Raw genomic sequence first — 25,259 nt, forward strand, 5'->3', positions numbered from 1 at the left:
TTAATACCCCTTTCAATCATGTCAAATAAAAAAATGGCAATATTTCAATATGAATGGATTGTAAATTATATTACAAAAAAACCACTCATATCTTAATATATGCCATTATAATACCACATTTTGATTTAGAAAATGTAACACCTGTCGAAAATTGTCCTCTAGCTGGTAGAACGATCAGTTTTTAGAAATGAGAGTGGCTTGACATCCGTTAAGCCATATTGGTAAAGAAGCATCTCAGCAATTCGTTTCGAAGCTCGTCCATCACCATAAGGGTTAGATGCCTTCGACATATTGTCGTACTCTTTTTGATCGACTAGCAACTGTTTTGCCATCTTGTAAATGGTCTCTTCATCAGTACCTGCGAGCTTAAGCGTGCCAGCTTCCACGCCTTCAGGGCGCTCTGTTGTATCGCGAAGCACTAATACTGGCTTCCCTAAAGAAGGCGCCTCCTCTTGTACACCGCCGGAGTCCGTTAATATAAAGTATGAGGCAGCAGCGAAGTTATGGAAATCAACGACTTCGAGCGGCTCAATTAAGTGCACACGGTCAAGATCACTGAATTCTGTCTGAGCCGCATCACGAACAGCAGGGTTTAAATGTACAGGATATACAACCTGAACATCTTCAAACTCTTCTACAATACGCCTAATCGCTCTAAACATGTTCTTCATCGGCTGGCCGAGATTCTCCCTGCGATGGGCCGTTAACAAGATCATTTTATCTGTGCCTATTTTCTCTAAAATAGGGTGTTGATACTGATCTGTAACCGTTGTTTGCAATGCATCAATTGCTGTATTACCTGTTACAAAAATAGATTCTGCTTTTTTATTTTCAACTAAAAGATTCTGCTTAGCCTCATGTGTAGGCGCAAAATGAATATCTGCAATGCTTCCTGTCATTTGACGGTTTAATTCTTCTGGAAACGGTGAGTACTTATTATGTGTTCTTAAACCCGCTTCAACATGACCGACTGAAATTTGGTGATAGAATGCGGCCAAGCTTCCTGCAAAGGTTGTAGTGGTGTCTCCATGAACAAGGACAATATCAGGTTTCTCCTCTTGGAATAATTGATCTAGTTTCAATAGTGCATTTGATGTGATTTCAGATAATGTCTGACGTTCTTTCATAATATTTAAATCATGATCCGGTTGAATGTTAAAGGCTTTCAACACTTGATCAAGCATTTGCCGATGCTGTGCAGTCACAGTGACTGAGGATTTGATTTGCGGATGTTTTTTCAGCTCAAGGACAAGGGGTGCCATTTTAATCGCTTCAGGCCTCGTCCCGAATACAGTCATTACATGTAATGTTTTCAATAGTCGATGCCTCTTTCCTTCTCATTTATAAGTGTATTATACAAAAGAATAGAAACGAATCCTAATCATTCTGTTTTCAATTTTTACATCGCCTTTACTCTTTTCAACATAAAAATTTACACAGACTCATTACAATAGAATTGAATCAGCTCATACATTTATCGTAAATCATTTGTCATTTCTATCATTTGTAAGTTACACTTTATGAAAGATGAAAAATGAAGTCAAATCATTTTTTCTATATGTAAGGAAGGTGCAAAGTTCATTGAAAAAAGTACGTAAAGCCATTATACCAGCTGCAGGTCTCGGAACACGTTTCCTCCCTGCAACAAAAGCAATGCCTAAAGAAATGCTTCCAATCGTTGATAAACCAACCATTCAATATATTATTGAAGAAGCTGTTGAATCAGGAATCGAAGACATTATTATCGTCACTGGAAAAGGGAAAAGAGCCATTGAGGATCATTTTGATTTTGCACCAGAGTTAGAGCGCAATCTTGAGGAAAAGGGAAAGAGCGAGCTTTTAGAAAAAGTGAGAAAGTCCTCTAACATTGCTGACATTCATTACATACGTCAAAAAGAGCCGAAAGGACTTGGACACGCCGTTTGGTGCGCACGCAACTTTATCGGTGATGAGCCTTTTGCTGTTTTATTAGGTGATGACATTGTTCAAGCCGAAACGCCTGGCCTTCGCCAGCTGATGGACGAATACGAAAAAACTCTTTCCTCTGTCATCGGTGTTCAGCAAGTAGCTGACAGTGATACACATCGCTATGGGATCATCGACCCTCTTACACAAGAAGGACGCCGCTACCAAGTCAAAAACTTTGTTGAAAAGCCGCCGCAAGGAACAGCACCATCAAACCTAGCCATCTTAGGGCGCTACATTTTCACACCAGAGATTTTTATGTACCTAGATCAACAAGAGATTGGTGCAGGCGGAGAAATTCAGCTGACAGATGCCATTCAAAAGCTAAATGACATCCAGCGCGTATTCGCCTATGATTTCGAAGGGAAACGATACGATGTCGGCGAGAAGCAAGGCTTCATCGAAACGACGCTTGAGTTTGCTCTTCAGGATGAAGAATTGAAAAAGAAACTCATTCCATTTATGAAACAGCTTCTCGAAAAAGAAGAAGTGAATTAAAAAAAGCTGCCATCATCGGCAGCTTTCAGATTGTTGACAAAGGGCTAAAATGATCTTGATTTTAGCCCTTGTCTTCTTTTCAGCGTGATAGAAAACCTTTGCAGTCTAGGAAGGGCGAGTACCGGAGCGGAGCGAATTGGACATTCGTGAGCACCGGAGCGCAGACCTGACACCGAATGCGAGGGTTTGTCTACACGCTGAAAGCTGCCATCATCGGCAGCTTTTTTATTTAATGACTGAAATAGTCAGTGTATGCTGTTCATTATCAATGACAAACAGGTTGTTTTCGCCCTTCACTGCGAACTTTGTTCGTTTCTCATTCATCCAGACATTTTGTTCTGTCAGCCCAAGTGTGGAAGGAGAGATTGGCATAATATCGCGAAACACAATCGTGTTTGCCTGACCATTTTGAATGACATAGTCGGTTTTCTCTGTGGTCAATCGCTCAATCGTATCTCCTTGATCATTTTTCACTGAACTCAGCGTTTGCATTCTCTGTTTCAGCACAGATTCTTCTTTTCCAAGGAAAGACAGTAAATATTCATACGAACCTGCCGATGCAGGTGATACATAGGAATTAAACTGTCCTGGTCCAATGGATAATGACTTTAAATCCTCTGCATTTTGAAGCGCAGCAGGTTTAACAAAATACGTTTCTGACGCAGTTTTAATTTGAACGGTTTGTTTATTTTCAGCCACAGCCTGTACTTCTTGTCCAAATACCAAAGTGATATCGGCCTTTTTTTTCATGGCTTGGTCTTTGTAAACCGTAAGTGGATCTGCCGTGACTATCAGCTGTTGATCCACCTTTTTCATATCAGGCGCTCCTTTGGTCTGCTGGTTCTTCGACTGAGGCGCTTCTGTCTTATCTGATGGGATTGCACCAAATGTCGCCAATGTACGAAGCGGGCGATCTGAAAACATCGATAAGGCTAGCAATAACGTTAAGACCGCTAAAACTGTCACTTGAAATGCGGGTCCGAACAATGAGCGGCGTTTTCCGTTCTCTTGATAACGAGATACCTTTTCCGTCTTTTGTACACCTTTTCTACCTTCTTTATGTTCCATTTGGTATTTTTGTTTCTCTTTCTTGGAAAGCTTGTTAAACCAATCAACAAACTCCTTATATTCTTTCACGACCTTTTTCGTATCATCAAACATACGAAGCTCACCATAATGCATCCAAGCCACCCGATCACAGATTTTTTGAATTTGGCTAATGGAGTGACTGACAAAAAAGATCGTCTTTCCTTGCTCCTTGAATTCTGTAATGCGGTCCACACATTTTTGATAGAAGGTTTGGTCTCCAACAGACAGTGCTTCATCAATAATGAGGATATCTGGATCGATATGCGCTGAAATAGCAAAGCCAAGACGTGATTTCATTCCACTTGAATAGCTCTTAACCGGCTGGTCAATAAAGTCGCCAATATCCGCAAACTCTACGATTTTTTCGTAAAGCTCGTCTATTTCTTTATTCGTCAGTCCCATCATTAAGCACTTTAAGCGAATGTTATCTTTCCCGCTTAATTGGTTGTTCAGCCCTGCAGCAATGGCAATTAACGAAGGCTGGCCGTCCATATCAATTTCACCACTTGTCGGTGGAATGATTTTCGCTAGAAGGTTCGACATTGTCGATTTTCCAGACCCGTTAATTCCTACAAAACCAATCGTCTCGCCTTCATATACATCAAAGGACACATCACGAACAGCAAAAAAACCTTTTTCATTTTTATTAGGTAAAAACAGCCCTTTAATCTTATCCGACTGTTTTTTATATAGGACGTATTGCTTGGATACGTTTCGAAACGAAACTTTTAGTTTCATCGTATAATCTCCTTACTTTTTAAAGAAAATCGACAAATTTATCCCTAAATTTCATATGAAGCAATGAACCGACTGTTAAAAGAAGAAGCGTGATCAGCCAAAAATAAAGTGTGTATTTCACATCATGGAAGAACCATTCTCCCTTTAACAAACTATTTCTGAAACCATCAATAATGTAGAAAAGGGGATTCAGTCTTAAAATATCTCCAATCCACGCCTTATCTCCAGTAAGTTTTTCTGAAATATTCCAAAAGATCGGTAGCAAAAAGAAAAGTAATCGTGTCACGGATTGTAAAAGAAATTGATAGTCTCTCACGAGTACGCTAATCGTGGAATTAAACAAACTAAACGAGAACATAAACGCGATCATACAAATAAAATAGTATATATATTGCAGCCAATGCGCGTCAGGGTAGATGCCATAGGAAATCAGCACAATCAGATAGACACCCATCATGACAAAGTAGCTGAACAAGTTGGACATAATCACCACAGACGGCAACGCACTAATCGGAAAATTCATTTTCGATACCATATTAATGCGTTTAAACACACTGTTTGACCCATCAAGAATTGTCGGACTAATAAAAAACCACGGGATTAACCCGGCAAGCATCCAGATGATAAATGGGATTTCAACGCCGCCAATGACAATTGGCTGCCCACCGCGAATGCCCATACCAAAAACAAACCAGTAAGCCAGCATTTGAATCAATGGATTTAAAAACTGCCATAAAACACCTAAATAATTCATCTGATATTTTGATTTTGTTTCATAAACAGCAAGTCGCATAATCAGCGGAAATGAACTGATTTGCTCCTTTAGTATCGTCAACATTGCGTTCATTCTAATCTTCCTTAGATATAAGTTTTTGGAATTACTTTTTTTAAAAAGCACCGCTCATAATTGTAACAGATGTTGAGGAATATTTCACTTTATATCATGATAAAAGGCTTACAAGCCGTTAGCTGTAAGCCTTTATCCTATTATTTTATTTATTCAAATACCACTTCAACCACCCGTTTTGACGACTCCCCGCTCTCTAAGTAACAGAATTTCTCATAAAACGGTGCAAAAGAAGCTGGTAGTGTAAAGTCTGGCTGTTCTGTTTCTCTCACCCAGTCAATGACACTTGCTGTCTCTTTCACAAGTGGTCCAGGTGCTTCTTGTTCAAAGTCGAAGTAGAAGCCTCTGAGCTTGTCACGATATGTTTCAATGTCTGGCACATAGAACAGCATCGGACGTTTGAGGTTTGCATAATCAAAGAATACAGATGAGTAATCTGTGATGAGCAGATCAGAAATCATATAAAGGTCTCTAATGTCTTCGTAATGAGAGAAGTCATAGGCAAAGCCTTCATATGGTCCTAAATCAAAGTTTTCAGCAACTAGATAGTGCATACGCAGAATGATGATATATTCATCTCCGATTGCAGCTCTGAGCTCATGCAGATCAAGGTCTAAATCAAATTTGTACTGCCCTTTTTTATAAAATTGATCGTCTCTCCATGTCGGTGCGTATAAGATCAATTTTTTATCCAGCGGCAGGTTCATTTTTTGTTTCAGTGCTCTCATCGTTTCTTCATCGTTTTGATTGTGAAGGAAGTCATTTCTCGGATATCCTGACTCAATCATAGTCTTTTGAAATTGGAACGCACGTGTAAAAATTTCAGTCGAGTAGGCATTAGGAGAAATGAGATAATCCCAATTCGATGCTTCTTTCGTGAAATTCTTTTTGTATTTCTTCGTGTTTGTTCCAGGCATATGCACCTCGTCCATGTCCATTGCCAATCGTTTTAACGGCGTACCATGCCAAGTCTGCAAGTATGTTGTGTGATCTGGCTTTGGAACCCATAGCGGCAAACGGCTGTTTACGACCCAATACTCAGCTCTTGCCATCGTAAAGATCCATTTCAATGACAGACGATTGATATAGTAGATGCCTTTTTCCTTAAACGGTGCTTCATGACCCTTTTTAACGCTCCAGATCAGCGTATATTCAGGGTGATGTTCTTTCATATACTCATAAATCCCACGCGGGTTACAACTGAATTGTTTTCCGTTAAAACTTTCAAAAACAACCGTTTTTTTATTATGAGGCAGCTTACTGACAAGCCTGAATAAGAACTTAAAAATACTTATATACATAATCGTTAGAATTTTTTTCAATTTAATTTCACATGCTTTCAAAATTCTTCAACCTATCTTCCATGAATAATATCCGTTTTTCGTTTGATATGACCATCCATCGATGGACGATGGTTTATTTGTAAGCAATTCTCCTTCTACTTCTACCCTTTGCAAAACCTCTTGAAGTTCTTCTGTTTTAAAACGAATGTAAAAATCCACAAATTTCGTTTGGTTGATTTCAATGTTTTTCTTTGTTTGAAAATGGCCGATTGGGAAGCTGACTTGATGGTTCTCATCGATTGTTTGAGAGATGATTTGAGCTCCATTCACTCGATCATATCCTGCGAAATCAATTTGCACATGATTCTTATGACTCATTTCACCTTTTAACTCGAGTTGAAGGTGAAGAACATGATGCTCAGAGCTTAGATCTCGCAAGACCCATTTCATGCTGTCAACGATCCCTCTCAGTTCATCTTTATGCTCACGATTTTCGAGCATATGATGAATCGCCGTATTCCAAACAGTCTCTTCGTCAGAAGGAACAAGATAAAAATAGGCTTGTTCTCCCAATAGTTTTTCGACATCTTCTTTATGTTTAGTATCCCAAAAAAAGACAGCATCCACTTGCTGTTTTCTTATTTGTTTAAATAATTCTTCAAATTGAGAATTGACTTGATACAGATCTTCCTCATAATGTGCGTGATGCACAAATGCAGCGTAATAGGTTGTTTCAGGCTGATCGATTTTAAACAGGTGGCGGTCCTGATCACGGTCTTCTGTGATCATGAGTTTCAAACGGTCATTTTGTGATTGAATGCTGGATAACCATAATTGTTTAATATCCGTCTTCTTTGTAAATGTTTGAATTCCTGTTTTTTTATACCAATTAATATGCCGGACTGGATTCTTTTTTGCATCACCAGGATAAATGATCTCTATATAGATGCTGCCATCGTCATTGATTAATTCCTCTAAGTATAGAGCACCTGTATGTGGAACAAAGCTTTGTACTCTGCACAAAATGCCCTGCCAATTGTATTCTTCCCTCTTCACCAGTTGCTGCTCTTCATTATATTGATCAATATAACAAATGGGGGAAGCAGGCAATTCATATCTCGTCACTTGAATCGTGGATTCATCTGCTGGAATCACTGCTTCATTGATCGAATGCGATGATTCACCAACAATAAATTCCGAGTAACGTCTTTTACTACCACTTTCCGGTAGAATATAGTGTTCATATACATTTAATATGTCAACCTCAGGAGAAAAGAACTCTCCCATGCGATGAATACGTTCTTTCACATTTGCATCGTAATTTAAAGTTAAAATTGCAGTACGTTTATGTTGATCAGCCAAAGGCTTAATCCTTGTCTGTAAAGACTTCGTTAAGCTCTCATCCTGTTTTGGCACATCACCCATAATAAAGTAATAGTCCATATCAGGAACGTCCATTGATGCCATTGTTTCATGTTGTTCAGATTGATCCAATGTGTCTTCAACTTTTTTCTTCATCCAATTTTGAAACAAAGGAAGCTCTCCTTAAAAATAATGATGGCTTGCTCATTGTATTTTACATGAAAAAGTACTTCTCACCAAAAGATAAGAAGTACTTTTTTTCGATCTATTAAAGTCCTGCAATTTCTTCCTTAATTTGTGTTGTCGAGATGCCTTCTGTTCTTTTCAAGTATACGACTTCGCAATGTTCTTTTAAGAAATCGAATTTACCTTCCCAGTCATCTCCCATGACAAACACATCAATATCGTGCTCTTGCACGTCACGGACTTTTTGATCCCAGCTGTTTTCTGGAATGACTTCGTCTACATAACGAATGGTTTCAAGAATCAGTTTTCTATGCTCGTAGCTGTGATAAGCTTTTTTTGATTTTTGTAAATTAAACTCGTCTGTAGAGATGGCCACCACTAAGTAATCTCCGAGCTGCTTTGCACGTTCTAGCAACTTAATGTGCCCCCAGTGTAATAAATCAAATGTACCGTAAGTAATAACTTTCTTCATTGCAAACATAAACTCCTTTCTTCAATCCTTATTCGACTGCACTCGTGCAGTAATTTATCCGTAATCCTGTGATATTCGATTCGCTCTTCGGAACCTCATTATATCACAGCGCCCACCAAACGTTAAGCAGATGTAAAGACAAACTATTTCCAATTTATTGGGCATAGGAGGAAAAGTCCGAGGAATCAATGTTTCACAAAGGATTGTCCAGATGAAATGATGAAAATGTCATGAAATTTAAAGGTTTGTAAAGTTATTGTTAATATTTCATGGAGCATCTGTGATAAAATGATGAGTAGGCGAAGAATGAATTTACAATGAACGTTCATAGATAACAAGTTAAAAAGGAGGTCTAAACAATGCAAACAGAAGTGGTCTCTAACCTTTCTTATGTAAACGGCGACTTAAATGAATTTATCAGCTATATGAACCAGCATCATATTTCTCAAAGAAGAGGCGCCATGATTGCGACTGTCAATCCAGAGATAGGCTATGCCGTCATGAAGGATCATGCGTACCATCAAGTCGTCTCCTCTGCGGATTATGTACTGCCGGATGGCGTAGGCGTCGTATTGATGTCCCGCATGACCCAAAGTCCGCTTAAGTCTAGAATTGCCGGCTTTGATGTCTTCATGTCTATGCTTGATCTAGCAAACAAGCAGTCTAAAAGAATCTTTTTATATGGTGCGAAAAAAGAAGTGCTTGAGGCTGTAAAACAGCGAATTGATACGGAATATCCAAATGTGGTCCTCGCAGGAAGCTGTGACGGCTATCAAGCCGATAAACGTTTCGTAGCGAAGCAAATCGCGCGCTCGAAACCTGATATGGTGTTTGTTGCATTAGGTTATCCAAACCAAGAGAACTTTATTTACGAATACCGCCATTTATTCCCGCAGGCTGTTTGCATCGGTTTAGGCGGAAGCTTTGATGTATTTAGCGGAACGGTGAAGCGTGCACCACGCTGGATGATTAAGACAAATACAGAATGGCTGTACAGATTGATTGTGAATCCATGGAGATGGAAACGAATGCTCAATATTCCTAAGTACGCTTTTGCCGTCTTAAAGGAAAGCAAAGGAAAAAAACGTTACTATCCTGAGCAAGTAAAGGATCAGACGAAGCAGCTGTGAGAGACTGAAAAATGATGATTATACGCTCAATGATGATTTCATGTTACGCAGCTTTTATTTCTTTCATTGGATGGCTGATGAGCGGCGTGAAACCGCGTGAAAACCAGGTGACGCTGCTTGTTTCATTCCAAGAGAATGCGGCTGCTCTCATTCATACTTATCAACAACAGGCGAACATGACAATGAAGCTCACTGTCCTCTATACGAAGCATGCTTCTGCGATAGAAAAGGACGGGCCTCATCTGTCATTTCGCTATTTTCATGAAAAAAATCCTCTCCATCTCATTCAATGTATATATACGATGTTTAAAAGCAAGGTTGTCGTGACGGATAATTACTTTCTCATGACGAGTGTGCTAAGAAAACGGCCTTCTACCACCTGTATTCAAGTATGGCATGCCAATGGAGCTTTGAAAAAGTTCGGGCTTGAAGATGCTTCAAATTCTGAACGAAGTCCCCGTGACATCGAACGCTTCAAGCGTGTTTATGCGTCTTTCGATTACATTGTGACAGGCTCAGATCACATGCGTGAGATTTTCAAGACCTCGTTTGGGGTCAAAGATGATCGCTTTTTACCAACTGGTGTACCACTGACGGATATGTACTATGAACAGCATCAGCCTTCCTTGAAGCTAAATGATGTTCCAAAAGGGAAAAAAATCCTGCTCTATGCACCGACCTATCGAGACTTTGCAATGGACGGTCTTGTGCTGCCTTTTTCAAAAGAGCAGTTGCAAACTGAGCTGAACGGCGATTACATTCTGCTCGTCAAGCTTCATCCTGCGGTCAAACATTTAGCGAAAGCAGAAACAGACGGTGAATGGATATTTGATGTGTCCGATCAGCCGCTCTATCCATTGCTTTGTGCTTGTGATGTCCTGGTGACAGATTATTCGTCCATTGTGTTTGAATATGCACTGCTCGAAAAGCCTGTGTTGTTCTTCACTTATGACTTAGACACTTATCGAGAGAAACGCGGCTTAGTCGATCGGTATGAAGATATCATTCCTGGAAAGGCTTGCGTCACTCAAGACATGCTCTTGCAGGAGCTTTTACACCTAAACAGATCAACCAATAAAGAACGAATCAAAACCTTTGCTGAGGAATGGAACCAATATTCAAAGGGACAATCCAGTCAGCAGCTCCTCTCATTTATTGAACAGCAGCTGCTCCTACACAAAAAACGTCCGGCTTCTCATTAGGAAGCACGGACGTTTTTTTATTTGTTATACACCGGGATATCATAATACAGTGTATAGTCATCAAGCAGGTTATACAAACTATACATGCGAGTGACTTGCTTAGAAGCCCAGCCAATATCTGTTGCATATTGATGAGTCGCTGTAGCCGACCAGCGCATTTTATAAATTGTATCTTGCTTGTATGTGGCATTATTGATATAGCTGTTGCCAATGAATTTTGCTCCGCCAATAATGGCAGCCTCTGGCGTGAACCATTGCTGTTCATACGCATACTTTGCACCGAGATAATTCGGATTGCTGTCATATGCACCAATGCCATACATGTTATATACTTTCTTTCCATTAAACATTGTACCATTCGCTAGAATGGAACTTCCGTTACCCGTTTCAAGCAACGCATGAGAAATAAGATAAATTTCGTTGATATGATACGTTTTTGCTGCTGTAATAAAGGCTTGTCCTTTACCAGCAAGAATTCCTTTGCCTGCTAAAATCTTTGTATTGACCTCTGCCGGATTGAGATTCGCAGCTTCAGAGAGTTTCAGAAATTGAAAATAAGATTGCGTGCCTTCTGCAATATTGGCTGGATCTACATATTTTTGCACCTCTGCTGCACTTGCATTTCTCCAGCCGAGGTTGATCCTGATCCAGTTTCCTTCTTTTCCAAGCTGTTTCACTTTTGCTCCTTTATTCAGCTGTGCGACAATGTTGCTTGCAGAGCTCGAATCAGGTGTAGAACGGACATTTAAGCCATCCGTATTCACTGTCGATGTTGTTTGGTCTACATATGCTGCATAGACATAGGCCGCACCATCTGTCTGTGGTGACACCTTCATTTGTTTGTTTACCATCTCATTGACAGTGAGGTTGTAGTTCGTTTGCATGACCATTGGGCCATTTTTAATTTTTACGGCTGTGGCAGTCCAGCCATATTGGCTTTTCACAAATGCAATGGCTTCATTTACAGTTGGTAATCCTGTAAATTGCTGCGTAATGTTGATTTTGTAAGTTGGTTTCGTTGTTGTTGTATACGCAGCGGTTTCATTCCGTTTTTTGAAAAATGCCATGCCTTGGTCACGCAGTGCAGCTGTTGAGATGGCACCTGTTTTGATCTGATATTGAGCATAATCGACTGCGCCTGTTTTTTGTGCAGCAGCCTTCATTTTTTGTTTCGTCAAATAGCTGAGTGCTTGATTCAGTTTTGTCTGATTCACTGTCGGCTCTGTCGTGATACGGTATTGCTTGACCGCTTCTGTCAGCGTTTTTGTACTGCTGGCAATACCATTTTTCTTGATGATCTCTTGAGCCTGCTTCACTTTAGTTTGTTCATATACAGGTGTTGTCTTAAGACTATATGTTTTGCTGACAGCCTGTCCCTTGCTTGTCTTGATGCTGCTTGTCACCTTCTGCGTTTTTAAGTATGCGGCACCTTTATTCACTTTCGCTTGGTCCACTGCTTGATTGACGACGAGTCGATATGTGCTGTCTGATACCTTGCCTGTTTTTTTCGTTGTTGCAGATACTTTTTTCTTTTGGAAGAAAGCCGCTGCTTTTTTCGCTTGGTCATCTCCTAAAAGATTCCCTGTCACTACTTGATATGGCTGTGTAGAAGAAATCTTTTTGGACGTGTAGCGCCATTTCTTTTTCTTGAAAAAAGCTATCGTTTTTGCGTAAGCTGTATCGTTCAATTGATTGAGCTTTACGATATAATTTTTTGTTTTTCCCACTCGCTGCACAGTACCTGCAGCACCGGTTTGCTTCTTAATTTGAGCCGCAGCTGAAGCTGCTTGTTTGTTGTCTTTGAAATAGCCTGATTCCAAGCTGTAGACATTTTTTAAGGCTCCTGTCTTTTGAATCTTCCCGCTGATTTTTGCTTCTTTTTGCAGCTGAGTAAGGAGTGTCTGTGCTTTCGACTGGTTCGCTTGTGCAGCGGATGTGACGATGTAATACGGCTTACCCGCTGTTACCGTTTGAAGCACTGGTTTTAAACCGGATGCCTTTTGAAAGCCTTGCAGAATGGTATTCGCCTTACTTTGTCCAATAATACCGCTTGAAATCAGCTGATACACAGTGCCAGCTTTCGTTTCGGTTTGGTATGTACTGGTGACACCTGTCTGCTTTTGCAGCTCAGTTTGAATATTTTTCACTTTCGTTTCAGAATCAATGGTTCCTGATATGACCTGATAAGAAGGTTTGCTTTGATTGATGACTTCATAGGAGCTATTGAGCCCTGATGTTTTTGTTAGTTCAAGTGAAAGCTTTTTCGCCTGACTTTCATCATTGACTGGGTCAGATACGACCTTTTGTAAAGGAAGGCGGTCACCTACTGGAGACACCGTACCGCTCATGCCCACTTCTTTTTTTAATGCAGCTGCACTTGCATTCGCTGCTGCTTGCGACTCATATCCTGAAGCAGTGAGCTGATAGGTCGACGTATTTCCTGAGGTTTGATAAGTGGCTGTCCACTTTTTGTCTTTCTTTAGTGTTTCCACTGCTTTTTTCACTTCTGCTTCTGTTGTAAATACCTTTGAGGTGTTCATCGTATAAATGGATTGATCGACATAGGAGGCTGCTTGCGCTTCTTTACCCGTGTGTAATGTCATACCAAAGGCAGCTGCGAGTAACATAATCTTGATGGTTTTTTTCACGTTCCCTGTCCCTCTCTTAACTTTGCATAATAGTCTACTAATCTCTTTATCGACAAAAACAAGTACTCTTTCAAGTCATTTATGCAATAGAAAAATAGAGGACCCCTCGAAGTCCTCTTTTCCTTATATATGCGACACAATCAGTTCACAAGATCCTTCAATTGAGAAGTTTCCTGTTTCAGCCGGCAGAATAAAATGAGTACCTTTTGGCAGTGGATATGTGTTTCCGTCATGCTCTAAAGACCCTTCTCCATGAATCACACTGCATAGCAAAAACGGATAATCCTGCGAAAGCTCTGCTTTTTGATCAATTTCCCATTTATACACAGAGAAATATTCTGCTTCGACAAATGTACGAATGGTCACTCCCCGGCGTGTTTCAACTGATTCATCTGCATACCCGTCTACATGAGGAACTGTTGTGACATCAATCGCTTGCGCAAAATGAAGTTCACGTTCGTTGCCATCTTGGTCTTTTCGTTCATAATCATATACGCGATAGGTTGTATCTGAGCTTTGCTGCGTTTCAAGGACAAGTGTTCCTTCGCAAAGCGCATGAATGGTACCGCTTGGCACATAATAAAAATCACCAGGCTTAATCTTCACCCGCCGCAAAAGACCTTCCCAATCTCCGCTATTCATCATGGTTACAAGCTCAGTTCTTGTTCTTGCATTGTGCCCATAGATCATTTCTGCTCCTTCTTTGCAGTCAATGATATACCAGCACTCTGTTTTTCCAAGCTCGCCATTTTCATGTCTTTCCGCATAATCATCATCTGGATGTACTTGCACGGACAAGTCTTGGTTTGCATCTAATATTTTGGTTAAGAGCGGGAAGCGGTCGCCTTCTATCCCCCCGAACAATTCTCTATGATTGTCCCAAAGTTCGATCAGCGTTTTCCCTTTATATGGACCGTCTTTCACGACACTTGGCCCGTTTGGATGAGCAGAAATTGCCCAGCATTCTCCCGTTTGATCAGAAGGAATATCATAGCCAAATTGATCCCTTAAGGCTGTACCTCCCCATATTCTCTCCTTCAATTCAGGCAGTAAAAAAATTGGTGACTGCTTCATTCAGGATGACTCCTCCCTTTGCTACCCTTTGATAATCCTTACCTAGCTTGATGAAAACTAGTAAGTCTCAACTTTTATTATGACGCTATCTAAAGAGAAGTCAATCCTTTCAGTACACCGAATGAAAACGATAACACAAAAAATATTTTACCCTTTGACAGAGCCTGCGAGAAGCCCTTTGACAAAGTATTTTCCAAGAAGAATATAGACGAGTAGTGTTGGCAGCGCAGCCAATATCGCCCCTGCCATTTGGACGTTCCATTGTACAATTTGACTGCCTGATAGATTTTGTAAGGCTACCATTACCGGCTGATGCTCCGCAGTGGTCATCGTGACTGCAAATAAAAATTCATTCCACACATTTGTGAACTGCCAAATGGCTACCACAACAAATCCTGTGATCGAAAGCGGAAGAATCATATGTCTGAAAATCCCGATAAACCCTGCACCATCCATTTTCGCCGATTCAATCATTTCATCTGGGATGCTCACATAGAAATTTCGGAACATGAGCGTTGTGATCGGAAGTCCGTATACGACATGGACAAGCACAAGCCCTGGAATTGAATTATACAATCCGACTTCACGCAAAAATTGAATGAGCGGGATCAGGATACTTTGATATGGAATAAACATCCCAAACAGCATCAGCGTAAAGACGACTTCTGATCCTTTGAAACGCCATTTTGATAATACATAGCCATTCATTGCACCTAAAACAGCTGACAATAAAGTAGCAGGAATGACAAGATAAAGAGAATTCATTAAATTGGGCGCCAGCTTTTCAAACGCGATTTGATAGCTTGAAAAATCGATAGTAGATGGCAGCGTCCACATTCGCTCAAGGGTGACTTCACCTAATGGCTTCAAGCTTGTGACGAGCATGACATAAACAGGCATTAGAAAAAAGAGACTGCACAAAATTAATAAAGCATAAAGGACTGGACGGACAAACCATCTGGCTGTCATGATGAAGCCCCCTTCCGGCTCGACAGGAGATATGGCACGATAAAGACCGCAACAGAGATCAGCATGACAACCGCAATGGCGGCACCGCCTGCATAATGGTTTCCTCTAAAGGTCATTTCAAACATATACACGCCCGGAACATCCGTGACAAAGTTCGCACCCGGCCCTGTCATCGAGTAAATCAAATCGAAGATCTTTAAAGAAATATGAGCCATGATGATAACAACACTTGCAGTAATCGGTTTTAAAAGAGGAAAAATGATTTTCCAGTAAATCTGCCACTCCGTTGCGCCATCCATTCTAGCAGCCTCTCTTACTTCCTCTGGAATTCCTCTTAGACCCGCCAAATACATCGCCAGAGAGAAGCCTGTCATTTGCCAAACAGCTGCAATCACAACAGCGATCATGGCCGCAGGTACACCAAACTCAATTTTCCCCCAGACAAATCCGGCCAATATGTTCGTATCCGTATACCACTTTGGCTGGATACCGAGCGTTTTCAAAAATAAATTCACCCCAGTTGACGGGTTTAAAATCCATTGCCATACGACTCCTGTGACAACGAAGGACAGGGCCATCGGAAAGAAGAATAAATTCCGAAAAAGAGATTCCCCCTTGATCTTCTGGTCTAGTAAAATCGCAAGTGCGAGACCAGAGACAATGACCGCTCCAATAAAAAATAAAGTGAAAAAGACCGTGTTTCGAAGATCTGATTGAAAGCGGAAATCTTGAAACAGCATGACATAATTGCGAAGACCTGCGAAAGAGAAATCAGGAACAAGCGTGGTCCAGTTTGATAATGATACATATCCTGTCCAGCCAATAAAACCGTAAACAAAGATGAATAATAAAACCGCTGACGGGGCTAAAAAGAGCAGCGCCAGCAGCTGGTCTCCATTCCATTTTTTCCGCATACGTTTAACTTTGGGCACAGGTGTTTTTGTCATCGGCGATGTGTCTATGCGCATGAAGCTACACTCCTTTTTAAAAAAGAGGCGGTGCCTAGCCGCCGCCTCCTTCGTCTTTATTTCATTGCCTCTTTTAAAGATGAAACAAACTGACTACTGTCTTTTTGTGTCACGAAGATATTGACGGCTTGATTCGCTTTTGTCACAAACCCTTCTTCAGCAGCTGAGCCATGAGCAAGAGACGGCGCCAGTTTTGATTCTTTAAATGCCTTCATCGCCGATTTTCCGTATTCATCATATTTTGATACATCTGCATCCACACGTGCTGGAATCGATCCTTTTAGCGGATTAAACGCATCCTGTCCTTCAACAGATCCTAAAACAGATAAGAATTTCTTCACGTTTTCTGGCTGTTTCACACCCTTTGGCAGTCCGAATGTATCGGTGATCACCATAAAGCTTCCTTCCGTTCCCGGAGTCGCCGTGTATCCAAAGTCTTGATTCACCTTCAAATCAAGATCATTCACAAAGTACCCCTTCGCCCAGTCGCCCATGACATTCATTGCCGCTTCTCCTTTTGCCACGAGCTGTGAGGCATCCTGCCAGTTACGTGAGCTGTGATCGTCATTGACGTATTCGAGCATACGTCCAAAGATGTCTGCCGCTTCCTTCACTTTCGGGTCATCCATTTTCATGTCGCCAGCCCAAAGTTTTTGATAACCATCTGCACCTAATACACCCAGCAAAACACTTTCAAACAAATGAGTCGCTGCCCAAGGCTCCTTATCTCCAAGTGCAAGTGGTGTGATTCCTTTTTTCTTTAATGCATCTGCTGTTTTGAAAAATTCATCAAATGTCGTTGGCGGCTCTAAGCCTGCATCATCAAATACTTTCTTGTTATACCAAAGCACATTGCCCCTGTGAATATTTACTGGCACGGAATAGATTTTCCCATCTTTGCTGACAAGGTCAATCAGTGATTCTGGAAATTTGTCTTTCCAGCCTTCTTTTTCATATAAATCATCCAGAGGCTCCATTTTGCCTGCCGCGACCCAGCTCTCATTCAGCTCCGCCCCGCCATGCACTTGAAACGTAGCAGGCGGATCATTTCCCTGCATACGGCTAGTCAGGACAGCCTTTGCATTCGTACCAGCACCACCTGCGACGGCTGCATTTTCAATTGGAATGTCTTTATTCTCCTCTTCAAACAATTGAATGAGTGCCTTCAGCCCGTCTTCCTCACCTGCTCCTGTCCACCAAGAGAAAATTTCGAGCTTTTCCGCTCCGCCTTCTTTTTTTGCCTCTGAGTTCGTCGATGAGCTGCAGGCAGTGACGATAAGCATACAGAGTGCCAGCAGTGTAAAGCCTAATTTGAACTTCATAATTGATCCCCCTATCCCCATTTTGTAAGCGTTATCAAAATAAGTATAATGGCAGATCCTTGCTTTTGTTCAGGCAAACTTCTTCACTTTTTTATGAAATTCTTCATTTTTTTACGGCCTGTTTTCGATATTCCTTCGGTGAACAGCCGACCATCTTCTTAAACACACGGCTGACGTAATTAGGATCTGTATATCCTGCCTGAAAGGTAATTTCTTTTAAGCTAAGCGTGCTGTCTATGAGGAGCTTTTTGATTTTATCCAGCCGGCAGGCTGTCACATACTCTTTAAATGTCAGACCCGTCTCGTCTTTAAATCGTTTTGTGAAATAGGTGGGACTTAAATCAACATAAGCGGCCGTTTGCTCAAGCGTGATCTGTTCACAATAATGCGTTTTGATGTAACGTTTTGCCCGCTCGATGTCATTGATGGTCTGGGTTCTCGCTTCATACACATCAAATAGGTGTTCACAGCACTGGCGGCATTCCGCTGCGGTGCTGATTGTCAATATCGATAGGTCTGTACGGAGGCGTGATTTGAAGAGAATCAGCAGTTCTTTTACTTGTGAAATCGTCGCCCCCTCTAATTGAAAGGCATCAAATAAAGCCAGTGCATTCTCTCTTCTCCCTTCTTCCAGCGCCTGCATCATACTGTCTGCAAGCTCCGGCAGATGAATCAATGGACCGGACTTCACCTCTGTTTGGTAAAAGCCATAACGAACAACGCCCCCACTCTTTTTTCGCTGATAATAGGAAAGCTTCGCCTCTGCTGCACTTTTCTGAAGATGAAGCGGGTTTGAGACTGGATGCCCTATGCCAACGACAGGTGAAGGCTGACCGTTTGTCATGGCAGCTCGAATGGCTTGCAGAATCTCTGCCTTTAGCTGACCTGGTCCTTGCTGACTATAAATGAGGCATGTAAACAGTTCTCCCCCCATCTGAATCGGCACCGTATGAAATCGTGCAGATTTCTGTAAATCGATCAACAGCTGATCTCCTTCTGTCCGCTGCACAGCGATGATAAGACCTGCTTCATATTTGGAGAATAGTTGTTGAAACTCCATGGATGTATAAGATTGACCGTTCATGACATGCGCTTCAAGCCACTTTGACTGCTGATCGGCCGCTGCCGACTGCCGCAGAGACGCCTCCTGCTGAATCTCTGCTGCTACAAATCGAATGGCTGCAATGGTTTCATCTTTGTCAGCTGGTTTGACGAGGTATTGTTTCACCCCCTCCTGCATCGCTTGCTTGGCATAATCGAATGTATCGTAGGCTGTCAGCATAATGAATTTTGTATGAGGACTGATTGCTTTGATCTGTTTGATCGCTGTCAGTCCATCCATGCCAGGCATCTGAATATCCATGAGCACAAGATGAATGGACTCAGATCGCACGAATTCAACCGCCTTCTTTCCATTTTCCGCTTCTCCTGCTATATGACACTCTGGAACCCATTCGGTTAAGAATTTCCGCATCGCTAGCCGTTCTATTTTTTCATCATCGACAATTAGCACGTTCAGCATGTCGGTCCCTCCTTCATCGGAATAGCCAATTGTATGGTGGTGCCTTCGTTTGGCTTTGAATCAATTTGAAGGGCATCTTGCACCCCGTAAAACAAACGCAGTCTTGACATTACATTTCGAAGACCGATTCCTGTCGAGTGGCCTTTACTCAGTATGTTCGGCTCTTCCTCTTCTTTTTCTGATAGCAATCTTCTTTTCTCCTGTTCATTGATGCCCATCCCATTGTCCTGAATCCGAATCATCACATAGCCGCCTTCTTCATAGATCGAGAGCTCGACAAGTCCCTCTTCCTCCTTTGGCTCGACGCCATGAATAAAGGCATTTTCGACAAGCGGCTGTAAGGTGAGACTTGGGATATGCACAGATAAACATGATTCATCGATGGACGTTTTGCACGTAATACGATCGGCAAATCTCGTTTCTTGTATATGAAAATATTCTTTCACCACTTTCACTTCTTGTTCCAATGTAACGGATGTACTAAGAGCAGACAGCGAATACCGCATCAGCGTGGAAACGGATTGAATCAACCTCGATGTGGCTTCCGCTGATTCTAAGTAAGCCATACGTGAAACGATGTTTAATGTGTTAAATAAAAAATGCGGGTTCATTTGGTTTTGCAGCGTTTTTAGCTTCATATCTTTGATTTTTTGATCCAATGCTGCCTTTTGTTTGATCTCTTCAATCATCATTTTCATCTCTTGCCGCATTCGCTGAAAGGCTTCATTTAAAACAGAGATTTCATCCTTTGAGGTAACATGCAAATTCGCTCCATCAAAATTTCCTTCTGATACTTCTTTTACGCTTCGGGACAGATGAACGATAGGTCTTGATATCCCGCCAGCAATCATATACGCCATCCATAAAGCGATCCCGATTGATAACGTAAACAGGCATAAGGTAAAGAGCGCATAGGTTTGATGCCTTTTTTGAAGAGATTGATAGAGTACCTGATACTCAGATAATTCATCATCAAGCAGAGTCATCGTCTGCTCTTGTATATAGGAGGAGACGGTTCTCACTTCCTTCACACTTGCAGCATATTCTTCGATTTTCCCTTCTTTCACATGTGTCATGGTCGCATCACTTTCATTGATAAGCGTCCGCATCATATATTGATATTTTTCAATAGAAGGAATCGCCGCATGAAGACCGGCATCCTTTCTCAGCGCTTGATCGTAGGATTTCATTTTCTGTTTTGACGTAAGATACTCTTTGGCAAACTTCCGATCCTTTTCAATGGCATAGGCATTGACCTTTTCATACATCGTTTTCGCCTCTGTCGATATATCATTGAGCAGGAGAAAAGAACGGAAGCTCCGGCTATATTCTGATGTGATTTTTGAACTGCTCCAGTAGACAAAAAAAGCGGCTATGTTGCCAAGAAGCACAAGGATTAAAAATGCTAATAACAGCTTACTTCGAATCTTTCTCATGGCTGCATTCCCTGCTTTCTGTCTGTTTGCTGAAGAGGCAGATCCCCGCGCCGGATCACACTCGTTCCCGTGTACTGAAGCGGTTCTTCTTTTTCACCTTTCTGCAAACGAACAAGTGATTCAACCGCTTGATAGCCCATTTCATAAGGATGCTGTACGACCACGGCATCAATTGTTCCATCATCAAGCGCCTGAATCGTATCAGGCAATGTGTCAAATGCAAGCACATAAAAATCAGTGGATGATCGATACTGTGCGATTGCTTGAATAATGCCTGCACCATCTAATGCACTTGTACCATAAAATGCGGTGAGCTTCGCATGATCGTTTAATAGTTTATAAGCGGCACCTGAGGCACCTGACTTCGTAATGGCTGATTCTTCAATTCCAGCAATATGAATGCGTTTTTCAGCAGCAACGGCATCTCGAAAGCCCTTGACGCGCAGCTTTTGATGAATGGCATCCAGCCTGCCTGTGACAATTCCTACATACTGTTCACCTTTTGTATCTGCGATGAGTGCCTGTCCTGCGATAAAGCCTGAATAGTAATTGTCCGTCCCTACATACACTTGACGCTTGCTCCCCTCTGCATCTGTATCGACGGTGACAACATCAATTCCTTTTTCCCTCGCCTTCTGAAAAAGCGGTTTGTATTTTTTCGCATCAAGTCCCTGTGTCATAATGCCATCAACATGCCCAGCGATCGCCATATCAATGGTTTTCAGATGATCGTCTACATCTGCTTGCTTTGGGCCCAAATATTCTAGATACACGTGATGAACGTCTGCCGCATCCGCAGCTCCCTTTTGTACAAGCTGCCAATATTCGTTATCAAGTTCCTCCGGTACAAGAACAAAATGATATTGATACGTTGACTCCGCTTTATCGGAAGCGCTTTCAATTTTAAATAAATCTTGACCTAATAACGTTAAGAAGATGACAGATACCACACAAAATGTGAGAAATGCGCTCATTCCGATCCACTTAGATAATTTCACCGTGTCCTCCTCCTTTCCACTATTTCCGCATAAAAAAAAGAGCTGCTTATAAGCATACTCTCTCGACCTCTATAATTCCTTTGTCATAAATAAACTGTTTGGATCTTCTTGATATGTACCAAAAGGTGGACAATACTGAAATCCAGCGCTCTCATATAGTTTTCTTGCTGGTTCAAAGAAAGCCATTGCCCCTGTCTCTAAGCTGACACGTGTATAGCCGCGCCGTTTTGCCTCTTGGAGAAGATGATTCAGCATATACCTCGCTACACCTTTTCGCATATGGAGGGCTGCGGTTCTCATCGATTTGATTTCCCCATGTTCACTTGACAGTTCCTTTAACGCTCCGCAGCCAAGAAGCTCCTCTCCATCTCGCACACTCCACACCGTAACATCCTGTTTTTTTAAATCAGTTAATGGAAGGGCATGAATGCTTTCTGGCGGCGAATGCTCCTTCATCTCTTCTATATGTGCGGTAATCAGCTGGTCAATTCGTCCATCCGTGAGTTCATCTTGTAGAATGTACATTTCCATCACTCCTTCACGATCATTGTACGTGAAGAGTTGAATGTTTACCTGCTGTTATGTCAGATAAACGAACAAACAACCGGCATCAACAAGCCAGTTGTTTGTTCGGTTGACAAGTATTTATGAAGAAAGAACTGCTTGTAATTCCTCTGCTGTACTGCTTTCAAGCTGACTTCCGACACCAACAGCCACCGCGCCTGCTTTGAGCCACTTTGGAACATCAGCTGGATGAATGCCGCCCGTAGGAATAAATTCAATCTCTGGAAATGGACCTTTCAGGTTTTTCATATAGGATAAACCGAAGGAGCCGCTTGGAAAAAGTTTGAGCAAGCAATAGCCATCTGCTTTCGCCTGCATGATTTCACTCGGGGTGAGAACCCCTGGTACATAGAGTGTGTCGTAAAATGAAAGATGTTCTCCAATCATAGGAAGGTATCCTGGACTAACGATAAACTGTGAACCTGCCTCAATGGCTGATTGCGCCTGCTCCAGCGTCGTAATTGTTCCCGCTCCTACTATGAGGTCCTGCTCCTCCTGGAAGGATGCGATGATGCGTTCAGCATTTGGCGTGGTATACGTCACTTCAATGGCACGAACTCCTTTTTTCTTTAAACGCTCAATCATTTCAATACCTTCTACTTCACTATCCGCTCTCACAACTGCGATCAATTTACAAGACGCGAGCTGCTTTTTAACGCTCAAACTTGCTGACTTTCCCATATCTCTCATCCCCTTTCATGTACTCCCGCCTTTGATATCGCTTGGCTTCTTTCATAAAAGCCTGAAGCTCCTTCCGGGTAGGCAGTCCGTCCTTATCGCCAGGTGACATCACTGCAATTGCCCCGACCGCATTGCCTCTTGTCACGGATTTTTCATCTGATAAGCCGTCAAGCAAGCCGCTGATGACCCCCACTGCAAATCCATCACCAGCTCCAACTGTGTCTACGACATCCTGCACATAAAATCCATTCACAATCCCCTGACCGGCTGCACTTTTATAAAAGGCACCTTCTGCCCCTAGCTTAATGACCACTAGCTTGACACCTTTTTGTAAATAGACATCTGCAATCTCTTCTGGCTCGTGACAACCCGTGAGCCTTTGCCCTTCTGCAAGCCCTGGAAAAAACCAATCCGCTTGCGAGGCGATATGATTCACCGTCTGAATCATATCTTCTTCCTCTTCCCATAGCTGAAGCCGAAGGTTTGGATCAAATGAAATGGTTTTGCCCGCTGCTTTCATTTCTTGAAGGGCACGAAAAGAAAACGCTCTCATTTCATTGGATAGGGCAGGCGGAATACCAGTCATATGAAGGTGGCCTGCCTGTTTGAAATAGGCGGCGGGAAAGTCGCTTTGACTCATTGTGCTCGCAGCAGAGCCTTTCCGATAATACGTGACGTCAGGGTCTCCTTCCGTCACTTTTGATTTAAGTAAGATTCCCGTTTGAGACCCATCATTTGAACGGAGCACTGCACTTGTATCGACCCCTTCTTTTTGAAGCTCTTCTAAAATAAATGTGCCAAGTGAATCTGCTCCGACTTTGCTCATCCAGCCCACATGAAAGCCCAGTCTCGCCAAGCCGACAGCCACGTTACTCTCTGCACCAGCAAGCGCCTTTTGGAATGTATGCACTTGATGAAGCTCTCCGACTTCTTTTGCATAAAACATCGCCATTGATTCTCCAAATGTGACCGCATCCAATGCTTTCACTCATTTCTCCCCTTTCTCGGTACCGGTTTCAAATCAGTTGAAAAAGAGAGAGCATGCACGTATGTATACTCTTCTCTGCCTATCATTTATAAAGATTTCCTTACTATGATTTCTCCATCAAGCTGAATGGTTTGGGGCGCACTTTCATCCCCTTCAAGCCGTGTCTTAATTTTTTGCATGGCTGCTTTCCCCATTTCATGAGATGGCTGGGCAACCGTTGTGATTCCAGGTCCAATCAGCTTATACCATTCTGTATCATCAAACCCTGCAATGCCTATCTCTTCAGGAATCTCCACCCCAAGCTCTACAAGTTCACTAATCAGCTTCAGCATGAGTAATCCATTGCCGGCTAAAATTGCTTTTTTCTGTTCGTTTGATTGTAAAAAACGGCCAATCTCTTCGCGCATTTGTTCCTTTTGCTTTAAATCAATTTCTGCAATGATCGGCTTCTTATGTTTACTCAAGACTGTCTGTTCATATGCTTCCTTTCGTTCTTCACGAGGGCTGATTCCATCGACAGGCTCAGTAAAGAAAGCGATGTGATCATAGCCTTTCTCATACATTTGTTGAAGCAGCCGGATGGTGATATCACGGTTGTTTGTGGTCACTGTGTCGACTTTCAGTTCAGGCAGCTTCCGGTCCACAAGAACAATCGGTACACCGTTTTTCTTAAAATCCTCCAGAATGTCATTGTTCTGTCCTGTCGTATTGATGATGAGCCCTTCAATATAATGTGCATTCAGCTTTAGGAGCATTTCCCGTTCTTTTTCTGGACGATTATCTGTGTTGCACACCATGATGCTGTATCCATATTCATCACAAATCTCTTCGACCCCGCGAAGTGTTGCCACAGAGAATGGATTCGTAATGTCGGCTACAATAAACCCAATGACCTTGCTTTTTCTGACTTTCAGTCCTTGAGCAAGCTGACTCGGGCGATAATGGAGTTCCTCAATGGCCTTCTTGATTTTTTTTACCTTTTCTGAAGAAATTTCATTTGTTCTGCCATTGATATATCTGGATACAGTTGATTTTGAGACACCTGCATAAGCTGCAACTTCATTAATGGTCACTTTCGTTTGCTTTTTCTCTTTCATTCAAAAAACTCCCACAATTGATCTTCTCATCTGGTTTGAAACCGATTTCAAATAAACTTAAAAAGAGCATATCATAATTGAACGCATTTCAGAAGATTTTTTTGCACGATGATAGAAAAAATTTGTCTAATCAGAGGAAAAGAAAGCGATTTCAAAATAACGGTTGACGACGCTCTCTTTTTCCTCTAAAATTTTCCTTGAAACCGATACCAAATAAATA

General features: G+C 41.9%; 20 protein-coding genes and 1 pseudogene. 3 read left to right on the forward strand and 18 right to left on the reverse strand.

The features are described 5' to 3' along the window. Positions 1-158 precede the first annotated feature (158 nt). Entirely contained in the window at positions 159-1,316 is a 1,158-nt protein-coding gene (gene wecB / locus MHI08_RS16320) for a UDP-N-acetylglucosamine 2-epimerase (non-hydrolyzing) (protein ID WP_025093947.1), read from the reverse strand. Between the two features lie 265 nt (positions 1,317-1,581). Here wecB and galU point away from each other — a divergent pair, with 265 nt between their 5' ends. Further along, complete coding sequence (galU, locus tag MHI08_RS16325) at positions 1,582-2,463, forward strand: UTP--glucose-1-phosphate uridylyltransferase GalU (RefSeq protein WP_008343198.1); 882 nt, start codon at positions 1,582-1,584, stop codon at positions 2,461-2,463. 225 nt (positions 2,464-2,688) lie between these two features. Here the strand turns inward: galU and tagH are convergent, their stop codons facing one another. From tagH to tagD, 5 genes and pseudogenes are all read right to left on the reverse strand, one after another. Continuing rightward, positions 2,689-4,290: a teichoic acids export ABC transporter ATP-binding subunit TagH gene (gene tagH / locus MHI08_RS16330; protein WP_342499779.1), complete on the reverse strand. Its 1,602-nt coding sequence runs from the start codon at positions 4,288-4,290 to the stop codon at positions 2,689-2,691. Between the two features lie 19 nt (positions 4,291-4,309). Then, entirely contained in the window at positions 4,310-5,137 is an 828-nt protein-coding gene (locus MHI08_RS16335) for an ABC transporter permease (protein WP_024426273.1), read from the reverse strand. 149 nt (positions 5,138-5,286) lie between these two features. Beyond that, positions 5,287-6,423: pseudogene (locus MHI08_RS16340) on the reverse strand (CDP-glycerol glycerophosphotransferase family protein); the annotation flags it as partial. Between the two features lie 63 nt (positions 6,424-6,486). Continuing rightward, positions 6,487-7,953 carry an alpha-glucosyltransferase N-terminal domain-containing protein gene (locus MHI08_RS16345; RefSeq protein ID WP_342499780.1) on the reverse strand — a complete coding sequence of 489 codons (1,467 nt, stop codon included), beginning with the start codon at positions 7,951-7,953 and terminating at the stop codon, positions 6,487-6,489. Positions 7,954-8,050: 97 nt separating this feature from the next. Then, positions 8,051-8,440 carry a glycerol-3-phosphate cytidylyltransferase gene (gene tagD, locus MHI08_RS16350; RefSeq protein WP_008343212.1) on the reverse strand — a complete coding sequence of 130 codons (390 nt, stop codon included), beginning with the start codon at positions 8,438-8,440 and terminating at the stop codon, positions 8,051-8,053. A 359-nt stretch (positions 8,441-8,799) separates the two neighbouring features. Here tagD and MHI08_RS16355 point away from each other — a divergent pair, with 359 nt between their 5' ends. Both MHI08_RS16355 and MHI08_RS16360 read left to right on the forward strand, forming a co-directional pair. Beyond that, positions 8,800-9,570, forward strand: a complete 771-nt coding sequence (locus tag MHI08_RS16355; RefSeq protein ID WP_024423648.1) for a WecB/TagA/CpsF family glycosyltransferase — start codon at positions 8,800-8,802, stop codon at positions 9,568-9,570. Positions 9,571-9,581: 11 nt separating this feature from the next. Then, positions 9,582-10,772: a CDP-glycerol glycerophosphotransferase family protein gene (locus MHI08_RS16360; RefSeq protein WP_342499781.1), complete on the forward strand. Its 1,191-nt coding sequence runs from the start codon at positions 9,582-9,584 to the stop codon at positions 10,770-10,772. Between the two features lie 17 nt (positions 10,773-10,789). On the opposite strand, the gene MHI08_RS16365 is transcribed toward MHI08_RS16360, so the two are convergent. The 12 genes from MHI08_RS16365 to MHI08_RS16420 form a co-directional block, all read right to left on the reverse strand. Next, positions 10,790-13,420: a glucosaminidase domain-containing protein gene (locus MHI08_RS16365; RefSeq protein ID WP_342499782.1), complete on the reverse strand. Its 2,631-nt coding sequence runs from the start codon at positions 13,418-13,420 to the stop codon at positions 10,790-10,792. Positions 13,421-13,543: 123 nt separating this feature from the next. Continuing rightward, positions 13,544-14,494: a mannose-6-phosphate isomerase, class I gene (gene manA, locus MHI08_RS16370; protein WP_041108061.1), complete on the reverse strand. Its 951-nt coding sequence runs from the start codon at positions 14,492-14,494 to the stop codon at positions 13,544-13,546. 147 nt (positions 14,495-14,641) lie between these two features. Next, the gene (locus MHI08_RS16375; protein ID WP_041108063.1) at positions 14,642-15,463 is read right to left on the reverse strand and encodes a carbohydrate ABC transporter permease; all 822 of its coding nucleotides are present in this window, start codon (positions 15,461-15,463) and stop codon (positions 14,642-14,644) included. Further along, on the reverse strand, positions 15,460-16,431 hold the full coding sequence (locus tag MHI08_RS16380; protein ID WP_034624582.1) for a sugar ABC transporter permease: 972 nt from the start codon (positions 16,429-16,431) through the stop codon (positions 15,460-15,462). The genes MHI08_RS16375 and MHI08_RS16380 overlap by 4 nt, the downstream gene beginning before the upstream one ends. A 56-nt stretch (positions 16,432-16,487) precedes the next feature. Next, entirely contained in the window at positions 16,488-17,753 is a 1,266-nt protein-coding gene (locus tag MHI08_RS16385; RefSeq protein WP_041108066.1) for an ABC transporter substrate-binding protein, read from the reverse strand. A 103-nt stretch (positions 17,754-17,856) separates the two neighbouring features. Next, positions 17,857-19,275 carry a response regulator gene (locus MHI08_RS16390; protein ID WP_041108068.1) on the reverse strand — a complete coding sequence of 473 codons (1,419 nt, stop codon included), beginning with the start codon at positions 19,273-19,275 and terminating at the stop codon, positions 17,857-17,859. Beyond that, positions 19,269-20,711, reverse strand: coding sequence for a sensor histidine kinase (locus tag MHI08_RS16395; RefSeq protein ID WP_041108070.1), 1,443 nt, complete (start codon positions 20,709-20,711; stop codon positions 19,269-19,271). Before MHI08_RS16395 ends, MHI08_RS16390 begins: the two co-directional genes overlap by 7 nt. Next, a complete protein-coding gene (locus tag MHI08_RS16400) occupies positions 20,708-21,709 on the reverse strand; it encodes a sugar-binding protein (protein ID WP_041108072.1) in 1,002 nt (333 codons plus the stop codon). The genes MHI08_RS16395 and MHI08_RS16400 overlap by 4 nt, the downstream gene beginning before the upstream one ends. A 69-nt stretch (positions 21,710-21,778) precedes the next feature. Then, positions 21,779-22,234 (reverse strand): GNAT family N-acetyltransferase, encoded by a 456-nt coding sequence (locus MHI08_RS16405; RefSeq protein ID WP_024423655.1) that lies wholly within the window; start codon positions 22,232-22,234, stop codon positions 21,779-21,781. 120 nt (positions 22,235-22,354) lie between these two features. After that, positions 22,355-22,954, reverse strand: coding sequence for a bifunctional 4-hydroxy-2-oxoglutarate aldolase/2-dehydro-3-deoxy-phosphogluconate aldolase (locus tag MHI08_RS16410; protein ID WP_041108074.1), 600 nt, complete (start codon positions 22,952-22,954; stop codon positions 22,355-22,357). Further along, complete coding sequence (locus MHI08_RS16415) at positions 22,926-23,942, reverse strand: sugar kinase (RefSeq protein WP_342499783.1); 1,017 nt, start codon at positions 23,940-23,942, stop codon at positions 22,926-22,928. Before MHI08_RS16415 ends, MHI08_RS16410 begins: the two co-directional genes overlap by 29 nt. An 86-nt stretch (positions 23,943-24,028) precedes the next feature. After that, positions 24,029-25,039 (reverse strand): LacI family DNA-binding transcriptional regulator, encoded by a 1,011-nt coding sequence (locus tag MHI08_RS16420; protein WP_041108078.1) that lies wholly within the window; start codon positions 25,037-25,039, stop codon positions 24,029-24,031. Positions 25,040-25,259 lie beyond the last annotated feature (220 nt).

This window comes from Bacillus sp. FSL M7-0791 (assembly GCF_038627085.1).
In the GTDB taxonomy this organism is placed as follows: domain Bacteria; phylum Bacillota; class Bacilli; order Bacillales; family Bacillaceae; genus Bacillus; species Bacillus safensis.